This is a genomic window from Aquimarina mycalae (assembly GCF_029906345.1).
Taxonomy (GTDB): domain Bacteria; phylum Bacteroidota; class Bacteroidia; order Flavobacteriales; family Flavobacteriaceae; genus Aquimarina.
On sequence record NZ_JARYGY010000004.1, the window covers coordinates 73,852 to 86,349 of the forward strand.

Here is a 12,498-nt window from a genome sequence, read left to right on the forward strand (position 1 = left end):
TAATGATTATACAATTTATTTTTCCCTAAAGTGTCATGGTTACATAATCATAACAACTTATGGATGTCCCTTGGCAGCATTACCCGCCCAGGTTCATTGGGTATGATCTCAGCCTTTTATAGGTTTTTGGTTAGAGGATTAGTCTTAAGAATTAATACTTGTTAATTCTCGCACTATAAGTCTCTTACATCGCACCTAATCTAAAGCACCCCTTTGAGATTTTGCCGCAAAAATACTATGTTTTATTGATTTATTGTAACTTTATTAAGTTTAAAAGCAATCCCCCTGTTTTTTTGAAGTTATAAAAAGGTATGAAAAACACAAAACGTTCCATAACGTTAAAAATAATTGCTGGGTATGCCTTAGCGATTGTGCTAGCAATTATTGCTTTTTGGGTGATTTACAGGCAATTAGGTAATTACACAGAAATAAACGAAAGGAAAAACGATAATAATGAGAAGTTAGTATTAGTTGGCGAAGCCATCACTGGTCTATATGAAGCAGAAAGTTTAACCAGAAATATAATTCAGACCTCGGATACCGAAAAATTTGCAGCTTATAAAATAAAGATTGATTCTATAATTACTACTATTGATCAAGTAGCAGGAATGTCTTTTGATGAGTTTCAATCAAATAAAATAGATAGTATTAAAATACTTATTGATAGTAAAAACGAAAATTTTGAAAAACTCATTGCAATATATGAGCAACAGAAAGAAAAAGGTTTAAAAGAAAATGTAATCGATCAACTTAAAAAATCTAGTAAGGAATATGGTAATTATCTTGATCTAGATAAGCGTATTAAAGATTACAATCCTGCCACAAAAAAACTTATAAAAAACCTATTAAATTGGTCAAAAAAAGATAACGAAGAACGTTTAACAAGCCAGACTTTAGATTCTGTTGCCAATCATTTCTATAAAGTATTAATTGAGGTAGAAGAAAAGGAAAGAAGATACGAACGTCAAATTACGGCCCGTGAAAATAAACTTCTAAAAAACGATCAAATTATTACCAAACAGCTTCGTGATTTAATGGCTGCAATTGAAGATAGTGAGCGAAAAGAATATCTGGCGAAACTAGAACGATCTAATAATATTCTGGATAAAACTTCTAATTTCATCATCATCATAACTGCAATTAGCTTGTTAATTGCCATCATATTTCTTTATTTAATCACTCGAGATGTTTCTAAGAGTCAAAAATACCGGAATGAACTGGAAGCGGAGAAAGTATATAAAGAGTCCCTTCTAAAAACCAGAGAATCCTTAATTAATACTGTAACTCATGATCTTCGATCTCCATTGAATACGGTTATTGGGTATTCTGATTTGTTAGAAAAAACAGGACTGAATAATAAACAGAAACATTATTTAAGTCACCTTAAGAAATCTTCAGACTATATTCTACATTTAGTAAATGATCTTCTTGACTTATCTAAACTTGAGGCTGGAAGAATGATCATCGAAGAACTTCCCTTTTCTCCTAAAAAATTGATCGAAAATACAATTTCCAGTATTATTCCTGTAAATGATACTAAAAAATTAGAAATCTTTATAAACTCTGAAAAAGAGCTTAACAAACAATACCTTGGAGATCCATTTAGAATAAAACAAGTTCTTACGAATTTAGTTAATAATGCCTATAAATTTACAGATTTAGGATCCATAACAATAGATAGTAAAATTGTACAAAATGGTCTTGCCGAAAAAGAACTTATTGTATCCGTAAAAGATACAGGTATTGGGATTACTCAAGAGCAGCAAAAATACATTTTCGAAGAATTTTCGCAAGGAGATGATGATACCGAAAAAAAATATGGTGGTTTTGGTTTAGGGTTAGCAATTACCAAAAAAATAATTAAGCTTCTTAACGGAAAAATTACATTAGAAAGCCAACTGGAAAAGGGGAGTGATTTTACTTTTTGTATTCCAATTAAACTTGCCAAAACACAAATTCTTGAAGAAGAAAATGAAGCTATAGAAATTCAGCATTTTACTAATAAAAAAGTTCTGATTGTTGATGATGACCTTAGTCAACTGGATTTAACCAGTGAAGTTGTATCGTTGATGAGTCTATCATATGATATCTGTGAAAATGGTGTAGACGCTATTAATCTTTTGAATAAAAACAAATACAATCTTATTCTTACAGATATCCAAATGCCAAAAATGGATGGTTTTGAACTTTTAAATACCATTCAAAAAAATGCTAATTATAGCGATATTCCGATCATTGCATTATCTGGAAGAACAGATACTTCATCTATTGAATATAAACAAGCTGGTTTTTCTGGAAGCCTTCGTAAACCATATGCTCCAAAAGATTTGATGGAATTAATAGCAAGTCTCTTAAAAATTGATGCGGTTGATTTAGGTTATGAAAATCAGATTACCGATCAGGAAGAGGATGCTACATACTCGCTAAATGATTTAATGCTTTTTGCTCAAGGAGATTCTGACTCTCTCTATGCTATTTTAGAAACCTTTTATAGTAGTACTATTAACAATATAGAAGAGTTAAAATCAGCAATGGAAAACAATGAAATTGATCAAATAAAAAAAATAGCGCATAAGATGCTACCAATGTTTAAGCAAATTAAAGCAAAAGAAGTAATCCCAATTTTAGATAAATTAGAACATCCTGATGAATACAATATAACGGCTAGTGAAATCTTTAAACTGACCAAAGAAGGAGTTCATAAAATAGAAGATTTAATCGATAAGTTAAATGTCAAAAACTAAAGACTGATATCGTATTGTTTTAACTTGTTATACAATGTTTTTCGATCGATATCCAACATTCTTGCTGCTTTTGCTTTGTTTCCATTTGCTTTTTCCAAAGCGTCGAGAATTAATTCCTGCTCATTTTGATTTTTAAACAATCCATAGGTCTGTTTAGCATTGTGAGACGCATATGCTACATCATTAGGTAAAACATCCATTGTAATCATATCATTTTGAGAAAGCAACACTGATCTTTTTACAATATTTTTTAACTCTCTTAGATTTCCTGGCCAATCGTATTTTTTAAATGTATCTAATACTTCATCCGCAAAACCAACGACATGCTTATCCAATTCGACATTAGATTCTTCGAGGAAATAATTTGCGAATAACATAAGATCTTCGATTCTATCTCTTAACGGAGGTACTTTTATAGAGAATTCGTTCAATCTATGATACAAATCTTCTCTAAACTCACCTTCTTTTACCGCATTACTTAGATCCTCATTTGTTGCCGCAATAACCCGAATATCAACTTCAATTTCTGTATTACTTCCTACTGGTTTAATCTTTCTTTCTTGCAACGCTCTTAGAAGTTGAACCTGCAATTCGTAACTCAGATTACCTATTTCATCTAAAAACAAAGTGCCACCGTTTGCAGCTTCAAAATGTCCTACTTTATCATTTACGGCTCCTGTAAAAGAGCCTTTAATATGACCAAAAAACTCACTAGAAGCAATTTCTTTTGGAATGGCTCCGCAATCCACAGGCACAAATGGCTTATCTGCTCTTTTGCTTGCTTTATGAATACTACTGGCAACATATTCCTTTCCTGTTCCACTATCTCCAATAACCAGCACAGACATACGAGTAGGTGCAACAAGAGCGACATACTCATTTAACTTCTTTGAGGCATCACTAACTCCTTTTACAAAAGAATTATTTGTACGATGACGCACTTGATTAGAAGCAGGGATTTTAACTTCATTTTGAGTATCCCCTTTCTTATCCGTTTTCAGTGCTTTTTCGATAATTTGAAGAATAGTATCGGGATTAAAAGGCTTAGATATGTAATCAAAAGCTCCTTGTTTAATAGCATTAACCGCCATATTTATTTCTGCATAACCAGTCATAATAACGACCTGAGTCTTTGGGTTTTTTGCCCTAATATCTTCAAGCAGTGTAATACCATCTCTATCTGGTAAACGTACGTCTGTCAGCACCACATCAAATACACGCTCTTGAATTTGTATAACAGCCTCATTACCAGAAAAAGAAGTTGACACCTCATATCCTTTTTTTTGTAAAAAAGTTTTGAGCATTGTACAAAAAGCTACATCATCTTCAACTATTAGTAATTTAGACATATTCATATCATTTAATTCTAAAATGTATTACATAAAATTAAACATTAAAAACATTTAATTATTCTATAACATCAAAGAAATATATAAAATAAAAAAGAGACCCTTGGGATTGGGTCTCTTTTTAGCACTAAACAACTTTATATCGCCTTTTGGTTGCAAAACGATATTCCTTTTCTACCCCTAGATTTAAGATTTGTCGTCTGGCTTAATCCATTCGCCATTAGCGCTTGCAAATACAACTTTAGTGTAGTTATCTTTACTTTTAAGAATAATTTTATAGGTATTATCCTTAGAAATGTAAGCTTTATATATACGTAAGTTTTCAAAATCTTTTGCGGCTGCATCCTGAATTGCCATTGGTAGTTCTACAATTTCAATCTCAGTGTATTCTTGCAGCTCATATTCATAATCCATAAACTCCCACCTATCATTTTCAGCCAAGTCGTCTTGTGCAATCACTCCCTGTGCTGATGTAATACTAACTACTATAGCGATGATCATTTGTAAATTTTTCATTTGTTTATAATTGTAAAAACTTGTTTTACGATTATATAGATAGGAATAATTGTTCCAAAACACAGTTTATCAAAAAAATACACGCAATAACTTGATTATCAGTATTTTGATTATTATAAAATAAATTAAAAAAGCATAAAAAAGTGTAGAATCCACACAAAAGTGTGGAAATTTTACACACTTTTATGCAAAACAATTATAGTCATAAAGGTTTTCTACGATTGGATTTTTTTAAAGCTTGTCTTTTCTTACTTTCTAATCTCTTTTTGATAGAAGCTTTAGACGGTTTAGAGGGCTTTCTTAATTTCGGAATGTAGACACTAGCTTTCAGAATATCTAATAACCTTTTAATCACTAGCTCCTTATTTTTATGTTGACTTCTAGTATCACCACATTGAAGAATTAAATTTCCCGATTTAGTTATTCTTGAAGCTAACTTATTAAGGATGCGTTGTTTTTCCTCATCGCTAATTCCTTGCGAATCCATGATATTAAAACTAAGTTCGATTTTCGAAGATACCTTATTTACATGTTGACCACCAGCACCAGAACTCCTAATGGCTTTATACTTTAATTCACTTATAATTATTGAAGTGTTCATGAGAAAAGCCTTACCTGATGTGCTGATTTTAATAAATCATTCACTGTCTTTACTGGGTTAAAGGTAGTTAACGGGACTTCTACAAAAACACTAATCCAGTTAGCCATAGCTCCATTCCACAACCCAGGCAATTCTAATGCTTTTACAATACTTCCATTCAGAGTTTTTCTGGTAATAAAACCAGCATCTGGATCTACAAAGTCTTGCAAATTAAATTTATTGCCTTTATAATCACGAACTCCACATACTAAATCCACAGGATTAAAATGAGTAGCACTCGTTAAAATATCCTGTTGTCTCCGATCATTTTTATTGATCTGAGGTGTTTCTATAATTTGTAAAACTAGCCTACCATTTTCTCGTTTGATCCAGAAAGGACCTCCTCCTGGTTCTCCTTCATTGATAACCATTCCACATACACGAATTGGACGGTTCAGAGATTCTTTTAAAAACTGTATTTTGTGTGTTTCTGCAAATTTATCAAAGTCTAATGGTAACCTAACATTAAGTTGTTGCACCAAAAACTTTTTGATATCCTTTAGCTCAGCTTCAGATGGAGTTTTCTCATCGATCGCATTTAATATCCTTCGTACTTCATCCTGCGTTTCTATAAGTTTACCAGCCAATATTTTTTTATAACCAGATACTTCGTCTTGATATTTACGTACCACCACATTATCTATATTCTTGACATACACAATATCTGCATCAAGTTCATTGAGATTTTCTATTAATGCTCCATGTCCTCCAGGTCTAAATAATAAAGACCCATCTTCGGTTCTATACAACTTATTCTCCTCGGTAACAGCAATCGTATCTGTCTCTGATTTTTGAAATGAGTAGGTTATGATAAAATTAGTATCGGTTTCTTCTTCTACCTTTTTCTTAATTCTTTCAAATTCATATTTAAATGCCTCCAAATGTTCTTTAGAAATAGTAAAATGTAGCCTAGAATCTCCATTGGAATTTTTATTATATCCTGCAGCTTCGAACAAATGTTCTTCAAAAGAAGTGGATATGCTATTATTATATTTATGAAAAGGTAATAATCCCTTTGGGTATGCACCAAAGTTCAGTCCTTTTTCTTTAAGCATCATCTCAACAAAAATATAAAGTTGTCTTCCTTCAGATAGTGTTTCAAAGTTCGGATAGGAATTTTTTACTTTTTCCATCACTAAACTATAAAAAGGAAATTTTTCTAAACCTATTAAAAAGAGTCGTATTGCATTTGCTTTTTCATGATTGGTATATGAATTTAAACTTTCTTTTTCATATTCGTAAGTATCTAAAAACCGAAACAAATCTTTAAACATTCTTGTAGCTGCACCAGATGCTGGTACAAATTTTACCGTTTCCAAACTAGAAGCTCTGGATTCATATAATTTAGTTAGTTCTGTCTGGTAATGCTCAGAAAACTTTAAGATACCGTTATCAAGACTAGCCGCACTTCTAAGAGCTACAAATGGAATTTCATTTTTAAAAGTCTCTATCTGAGATAATACTTTTTCTACTGTTAACCCTTTGGATTTAATCAGTTTAATATCTTTATCTGTAATATTCACTTTTTCTGTTCAATTAATTGATCAATAGCTTTTACCGCTTTATTGAAACGAGTTGTAAAATCTCCTTTTAAAGTAATATATGGAAATTTATTCTTTTCTAAAGATTCCTTAAATCGAAAAAACATTTCTTTCCTTTGGTGAGGTTTATCTCTTAGATCATCAGGAGTCCAAGGAACGTCAATATAAGTCAAAAGATATAAATCGTAAACATTTTCTAGTGAAATTTTGTTCATGATTTCTGGAACCATTCCATCATAATATGCCTCAGAATACACTTTAATTTCCAAAAGATTAGTATCACAAAATATAATTTTGTTTCCTTTTTCAACAATCTCATTTTCCAATTTCATTTGGCCTATTGCAATAGGTATCAAATCTTCATAAGAACATACCTCCTTTTTCTCATCCCATTTTTTCTGTAGATACTCCCTCATGTATTCTAATACCCAATCCGTAGAATAGTACTCAGCTAGCTTTTTAGACAGCGTAGTTTTACCAGTAGATTCTGGTCCGAATAATACGATTCTTATACAGTCACCAGTTTTTTGTCTAAGCTTTTCTTCCATGCTAAATACCCAAAAATTGCCATAATCGTAAATATAACATACTGAAAACTGGTAAATGTGAATCCTTTATAGAAATATAAGGGTATCGAAATAACATCACCTATAATCCAAAAAATCCAATTTTCGATTTTCCTTCTTGCCATTAACCACATACCTACAAAAAATATAGCTGTGGTCAGTGTATCTACATAGGCAGTCCAATCATTCCATTTTTCAAATGCAATATATACGGTATAGACAAAAATTAATGTTGCTATAAAAATTACCACTTCAATTATTTTCTCCTTAGACGTTGTTCGGGAAATAGGAGTAGTCTGTGTCCCATCTATTTTTCTTGTCCAAACATACCACCCATATATACTCATGATAAAATAATATGCATTGATCATCATGTCTCCTAACAACGACCATTTTAACAAAAGATAGACATAAATAGAAGTACTTATTATCCCTGTTGGATATACCCATATTTTATTAAACCAAGCAAAAAGAACACTTGCTATCCCAAAAAGGACGGCAACAATTTCCAAAGAAATATCCAACGTAGCATATTCTGCATATTGCCCAAACAAAAAATCAAAAATTTGGCTCATAGTCGCTTCTGTTGCTTTTTACCAGTTTCATATAAACTAATACATGGTCCATTTCCCCAAAGGCATTTTTAATTTCTTCAGTTAGAAATGGCATAACCTTATCATATTCTCCATATACTTGGGTACTCAATGGATTTTCTAAAACTGTAAACTCCGAAGTTCGTAGTTTTTTTATAAATCGAATAATATGTTCTTCAAAATTACTCTGTAACGGTGTGAGTGTTAATTCTACTGATATCTCCATACGTCTATTAAATGATTAAGAATATACAACATTAAGCATATGGTAAAGCATATACACAAGTAAAGCCATCAAATTCTGTAAATGTAATATCGTAATGATTTATGTTATCTTTATAATGAATACTTCCTGCAGTGAACGGCATATTTAAATCAAATGGCATAATATGAATGTTCTGTTCAAAACTTAATCCTGGCGTTGCAAATAGTTTATACAATGATTCTTTTGCTCCCCAAATAACAGTTAATATACGCGTTTTTTCTTCGGTATGTTGATCTACAAATTCTTGTTCAGATTCTATAAACTTGTGAGCAATCCGATGAATCTTTTCACGTTGTTTTTCTATATCGATCCCTACAAGTTTATCACTAACAATAACTCCTGCATACTCGTATGAATGTGTTATAGAAATTTGTTTCCCGTCTTTAAGATGAGGCTTCCCAAAATCATCATAATACAGATCATGATCTGTGTAACCAAAAATTGCTAATAAATGCCTAACACTCATAAATCCTCTTTTATGCATATCTGATTTCATGTTATCCACTCTGTTTTGGCAATGATCGGTTAACTGAATTCCTTCACATAAAAACTCAAAAGATTCTTCTATCTTCCAAATCAATATATTAGTACTTTCATCTACTGTTATAGTTTTGTAAAGAGGCATATATTCTTAAAGTTATTACGTACCTTTGCAAACTGAAATTCAAGAACCAGCGTCTTGATTTTCAGGAGACGAATTTAGAATAATTTAGTGCGATATACTAAAAATTATTGCACTTCATAAATATAAAACAGATACTATGAGTACCAAAACAATGCCTTATGTTCCTTACAAGGTTAAAGATATTTCATTAGCTGACTGGGGAAGAAAAGAAATCGAATTGGCAGAAGCTGAAATGCCAGGTCTTATGTCACTTCGTGAAGAGTATAAAGACGAACAACCCCTAAAAGGTACACGTATTGCTGGTTGTCTTCATATGACTATCCAGACGGCAGTGTTAATAGAAACATTACAAGCTCTTGGAGCAGAAGTTACATGGAGTTCTTGTAATATTTTTTCTACACAAGATCAAGCGGCGGCTGCTATTGCTGCAGCGGGAACTGCAGTGTATGCCTGGAAAGATATGACCGAAGAAGAATTTGACTGGTGTATTGAACAAACATTATTCTTTGGAGAAGATAGACAACCATTAAATATGATTCTTGATGATGGTGGTGATTTAACGAATATGGTTTTAGATCGTTATCCAGAATTATCTGCTGGAATAAAAGGTTTATCTGAGGAAACAACTACTGGTGTTCATCGTTTATACGAACGTGTAAAAAATGGAACACTAACAATGCCTGCAATCAACGTTAACGATTCTGTTACTAAGTCTAAATTCGACAACAAATACGGTTGTAAAGAAAGTGCTGTAGATGCTATTCGTCGTGCAACTGATGTTATGCTTGCTGGAAAACGTGTAACAGTTTGTGGATATGGTGATGTTGGTAAAGGTACTGCTGCTTCTTTTAAAGGTGCAGGAAGTATTGTTACCGTTACCGAAATTGACCCAATCTGTGCGCTACAAGCTGCTATGGATGGTTTTGAAGTTAAAAAACTAGAAACTGTTATAGGAAACAGTGATATCGTTATCACGACAACTGGAAATAAAGATATTGTACAAGGGCATCATTTTGAAGCTTTAAAAGACAAGGCAATTGTATGTAATATCGGGCATTTTGATAATGAAATTGATATGGCCTGGTTAAACGAAAAGTACGGACATACTAAAGACACAATTAAACCTCAAGTTGACAAATACAACGTAAACGGAAATGATGTTATCATCCTTGCCGAAGGTCGTTTAGTAAACCTAGGTTGTGCAACAGGTCATCCAAGTTTTGTAATGAGTAATTCATTTACAAACCAGACTTTAGCACAAATCGAGCTTTGGAAAAACAGTGAAAAATACGATAACCAAGTATACATGCTACCAAAACATTTAGATGAAAAAGTAGCAAAATTACACTTGGCTAAAATTGGTGTTGAACTTACAGAGTTACGTAATGATCAAGCTGAATATATTGGCGTAACTGTAGAAGGGCCATTTAAACCTGAACATTACAGATACTAATTAGATTGCGTTGCTTCTAAGTTTTTAGACCGCTTCGCTTTAGCATAATAAAAAAACCCTTATCATTTTTTGATAAGGGTTTTATTTTTCACTTTACTTTCTTTTCCTGAAAATATAACTCATCCATACAGGATCGTTTTCTTCTGATACTATAGATTGTCTATCTACAAACTCCCAATTTGCTGCATTCATATAATTTAATAAATCCGAAGTTCCTTCTAAATTTTCCAGTTGCTTAATCGTTATTTGCTTTCCTTCTAGTGATTTTTGTTCCTGAACTTTTATTCTTTTTACTCTTCCACTATTATTGGCCTTTTGTATTACAATAACTTCTAAATAATCATATTTTGGAAGTTCTTGCCCTATAACTTCGACACTTACAAATAATACAAAAAGGGCACACCATAAGGAACGAATCATTGAAATTTTCATACTTTTATTCAGTTTTGTGATTTCACGTCATAAATTTAGGCAATTCCTTTTATCTATTTCACTATGAAATTACTTTTCACCTTTTGTCTTATCACCTCGATCACCTTGGGACAAAATAACAATAATGCCTTTCAAAATATTAAAAAACAATTCACATTAATTTCTGAATTAAAAGAAAAAAATCGACTTACAGAAAAAGAAATTCCTTATTTCTGTAAAGACATAAGTGTTGAAGGTTTATTAACCTATTATTATAAAGACAAAAGCTTAAAACTCATTGTACATGCTTATGATCAAGGGCATTATACCATTACTCATAATTATTATGTTCAAGATGAAATATTATTCTTTTATTTTTCAGAAGAACATGTTGATAACGACACCTCTATTCACGACAAACACACAGGAGAATTATTGGCTATACAAGAAAATTGGAGTGTCTCAGAAACCAGAATTTACTTTGATTCCAATGAAGCAATAAAATGCTTAACAAAGGGATACGACAATATAAATACCACTAAAGAAATCAGAGAAAATTATGAACGCCTATCCGATCATTTTAAGAATAAGGAAATAGTTTGTAATGATAAGGAAGTATCCAAAATTCTATCAAGATATTCCAAGCTTATTGCCTATATGGGTCAAAATACTAAAGGTATTTGTCCTGTTCATATGTAATCAATAGGATAAAAAAAACCTTTTCAAGTTAACTTGAAAAGGTTTTTATATTTATTACAAAGGAAAATATCCTTATGCTTCAAAAGGAACTATTGAAACATATGATTTATTATCTCTCTTTTTAGTAAACTTTACTACACCATCTACTTTAGCGTGTAGTGTATGGTCTTTACCAGCGTAAACATTCTCACCTGGTTTATGTGCTGTACCTCTTTGTCTTACAATGATGTTACCAGCTATGGCAGCTTGTCCACCAAAAATCTTAACACCTAAGCGTTTCGATTCTGATTCTCTACCATTCTTAGAACTACCAACTCCTTTTTTATGAGCCATTTTCTTAAGGTTTTATCTGTTAAACTTAAAATCAGATGTTGGAGCAATTACGCTTTACCACCATCTAATTCGTCTTGCCATTTCTTTAATTCATCCCACTTACCATCTGCAGCAAGTTTTGCTTGTGCTGGCCAAGTATCTGTAACGTGATTTCCACGCACATCTGCAATAATCTCTGAAATCTTGGCAGCATCAGTCTTTGCCAATTCGGCAAACGTACTAATACCTGCTTCCACTAGGGTAGATGCAATTTTAGGTCCGATACCTTCAATTTTCTTAAGATCATCTGCTTTAGCTGCTTTTTTAGGAGCGGCTTTCTTTGGTGCTTCAGCTTTCTTAGGAGCAGCAGCTTTTTTAGCTTCTACTTTCTTTTCTGCTTTAGGAGCAGCTTTCTTAGTTTCCTTTTTAGGAGCAGCTTTCTTAGCTCCAGAGGCTACTATACTTTCAATAATGATTTCAGTAAGAGATTGACGGTGACCATTTTTAACACGGTATCCTTTACGTCTCTTTTTCTTGAAAACAATAACTTTATCACCTCTTAGGTGTCTTGTGATTTTTGCTCCTACCTGAGCTCCATCTATAGCCGGGGCGCCTAAAGTAACATTGTCTCCATCTGCAGTAAGAAGTACTTTATCAAAAGATACTTTATCTCCTTCTTCTCCTGCTAAACGATGAACAAAAACTTTTTGGTCTTTTGCAACTTTAAATTGCTGCCCTGCTATCTCTACAATTGCGTACATAGCGTAACGTTTAATTAATTTTT

14 protein-coding genes are annotated in these 12,498 nt (G+C 32.3%); 3 read left to right on the forward strand and 11 right to left on the reverse strand.

Translation table 11 applies throughout. The features are described from left to right. Positions 1–311: 311 nt before the first annotated feature. Positions 312–2,744, forward strand: a complete 2,433-nt coding sequence (locus QBK95_RS10515; RefSeq protein ID WP_280933397.1) for a hybrid sensor histidine kinase/response regulator — start codon at positions 312–314, stop codon at positions 2,742–2,744. On the opposite strand, the gene QBK95_RS10520 is transcribed toward QBK95_RS10515, so the two are convergent. From QBK95_RS10520 to QBK95_RS10555, 8 genes are all read right to left on the reverse strand, one after another. Beyond that, positions 2,741–4,093 carry a sigma-54-dependent transcriptional regulator gene (locus QBK95_RS10520; RefSeq protein WP_280933399.1) on the reverse strand — a complete coding sequence of 451 codons (1,353 nt, stop codon included), beginning with the start codon at positions 4,091–4,093 and terminating at the stop codon, positions 2,741–2,743. The genes QBK95_RS10515 and QBK95_RS10520 overlap by 4 nt on opposite strands. Before the next feature lie 186 nt (positions 4,094–4,279). After that, a complete protein-coding gene (locus QBK95_RS10525) occupies positions 4,280–4,594 on the reverse strand; it encodes a hypothetical protein (RefSeq protein WP_280933402.1) in 315 nt (104 codons plus the stop codon). Positions 4,595–4,811: 217 nt separating this feature from the next. After that, entirely contained in the window at positions 4,812–5,210 is a 399-nt protein-coding gene (gene arfB, locus QBK95_RS10530) for an alternative ribosome rescue aminoacyl-tRNA hydrolase ArfB (protein WP_280933405.1), read from the reverse strand. Further along, positions 5,207–6,772 carry a DUF4301 family protein gene (locus QBK95_RS10535; protein ID WP_280933407.1) on the reverse strand — a complete coding sequence of 522 codons (1,566 nt, stop codon included), beginning with the start codon at positions 6,770–6,772 and terminating at the stop codon, positions 5,207–5,209. The genes arfB and QBK95_RS10535 overlap by 4 nt, the downstream gene beginning before the upstream one ends. After that, the gene (locus QBK95_RS10540) at positions 6,769–7,338 is read right to left on the reverse strand and encodes an AAA family ATPase (RefSeq protein WP_280933409.1); all 570 of its coding nucleotides are present in this window, start codon (positions 7,336–7,338) and stop codon (positions 6,769–6,771) included. The genes QBK95_RS10535 and QBK95_RS10540 overlap by 4 nt, the downstream gene beginning before the upstream one ends. Further along, on the reverse strand, positions 7,299–7,931 hold the full coding sequence (gene pnuC, locus QBK95_RS10545) for a nicotinamide riboside transporter PnuC (RefSeq protein ID WP_280933410.1): 633 nt from the start codon (positions 7,929–7,931) through the stop codon (positions 7,299–7,301). Before pnuC ends, QBK95_RS10540 begins: the two co-directional genes overlap by 40 nt. Further along, positions 7,915–8,175, reverse strand: coding sequence for a hypothetical protein (locus QBK95_RS10550; protein ID WP_280933412.1), 261 nt, complete (start codon positions 8,173–8,175; stop codon positions 7,915–7,917). The genes pnuC and QBK95_RS10550 overlap by 17 nt, the downstream gene beginning before the upstream one ends. Positions 8,176–8,206: 31 nt before the next feature. After that, positions 8,207–8,839 (reverse strand): 4'-phosphopantetheinyl transferase family protein, encoded by a 633-nt coding sequence (locus QBK95_RS10555; RefSeq protein WP_280933414.1) that lies wholly within the window; start codon positions 8,837–8,839, stop codon positions 8,207–8,209. A 136-nt stretch (positions 8,840–8,975) separates the two neighbouring features. Here QBK95_RS10555 and ahcY point away from each other — a divergent pair, with 136 nt between their 5' ends. Then, on the forward strand, positions 8,976–10,292 hold the full coding sequence (ahcY, locus tag QBK95_RS10560) for an adenosylhomocysteinase (protein WP_280933416.1): 1,317 nt from the start codon (positions 8,976–8,978) through the stop codon (positions 10,290–10,292). A 93-nt stretch (positions 10,293–10,385) separates the two neighbouring features. Here ahcY and QBK95_RS10565 read toward each other — a convergent pair whose 3' ends face one another. Then, on the reverse strand, positions 10,386–10,724 hold the full coding sequence (locus tag QBK95_RS10565; protein ID WP_280933418.1) for a hypothetical protein: 339 nt from the start codon (positions 10,722–10,724) through the stop codon (positions 10,386–10,388). Positions 10,725–10,787: 63 nt separating this feature from the next. Between QBK95_RS10565 and QBK95_RS10570 the strand changes: the two genes are divergently transcribed. Next, positions 10,788–11,402, forward strand: coding sequence for a hypothetical protein (locus QBK95_RS10570; protein ID WP_280933421.1), 615 nt, complete (start codon positions 10,788–10,790; stop codon positions 11,400–11,402). 72 nt (positions 11,403–11,474) lie between these two features. Here the strand turns inward: QBK95_RS10570 and rpmA are convergent, their stop codons facing one another. Next, positions 11,475–11,735 (reverse strand): 50S ribosomal protein L27, encoded by a 261-nt coding sequence (gene rpmA / locus QBK95_RS10575; RefSeq protein ID WP_280933423.1) that lies wholly within the window; start codon positions 11,733–11,735, stop codon positions 11,475–11,477. Between the two features lie 47 nt (positions 11,736–11,782). Beyond that, on the reverse strand, positions 11,783–12,475 hold the full coding sequence (gene rplU, locus QBK95_RS10580; RefSeq protein WP_280933425.1) for a 50S ribosomal protein L21: 693 nt from the start codon (positions 12,473–12,475) through the stop codon (positions 11,783–11,785). Positions 12,476–12,498 lie beyond the last annotated feature (23 nt).

Bases quoted from the DNA above. Each gene is read 5' to 3' on its own strand.
- QBK95_RS10540 (WP_280933409.1), bottom strand. From the start codon at position 7,338: ATGGAAGAAAAGCTTAGACAAAAAACTGGTGACTGTATAAGAATCGTA.
- rplU (WP_280933425.1), bottom strand. From the start codon at position 12,475: ATGTACGCAATTGTAGAGATAGCAGGGCAGCAATTTAAAGTTGCAAAA.
- QBK95_RS10555 (WP_280933414.1), bottom strand. From the start codon at position 8,839: ATGCCTCTTTACAAAACTATAACAGTAGATGAAAGTACTAATATATTG.
- QBK95_RS10570 (WP_280933421.1), top strand. From the start codon at position 10,788: ATGAAATTACTTTTCACCTTTTGTCTTATCACCTCGATCACCTTGGGA.
- QBK95_RS10550 (WP_280933412.1), bottom strand. From the start codon at position 8,175: ATGGAGATATCAGTAGAATTAACACTCACACCGTTACAGAGTAATTTT.
- pnuC (WP_280933410.1), bottom strand. From the start codon at position 7,931: ATGAGCCAAATTTTTGATTTTTTGTTTGGGCAATATGCAGAATATGCT.
- QBK95_RS10515 (WP_280933397.1), top strand. From the start codon at position 312: ATGAAAAACACAAAACGTTCCATAACGTTAAAAATAATTGCTGGGTAT.
- ahcY (WP_280933416.1), top strand. From the start codon at position 8,976: ATGAGTACCAAAACAATGCCTTATGTTCCTTACAAGGTTAAAGATATT.
- QBK95_RS10520 (WP_280933399.1), bottom strand. From the start codon at position 4,093: ATGTCTAAATTACTAATAGTTGAAGATGATGTAGCTTTTTGTACAATG.
- QBK95_RS10525 (WP_280933402.1), bottom strand. From the start codon at position 4,594: ATGATCATCGCTATAGTAGTTAGTATTACATCAGCACAGGGAGTGATT.
- rpmA (WP_280933423.1), bottom strand. From the start codon at position 11,735: ATGGCTCATAAAAAAGGAGTTGGTAGTTCTAAGAATGGTAGAGAATCA.
- arfB (WP_280933405.1), bottom strand. From the start codon at position 5,210: ATGAACACTTCAATAATTATAAGTGAATTAAAGTATAAAGCCATTAGG.
- QBK95_RS10565 (WP_280933418.1), bottom strand. From the start codon at position 10,724: ATGAAAATTTCAATGATTCGTTCCTTATGGTGTGCCCTTTTTGTATTA.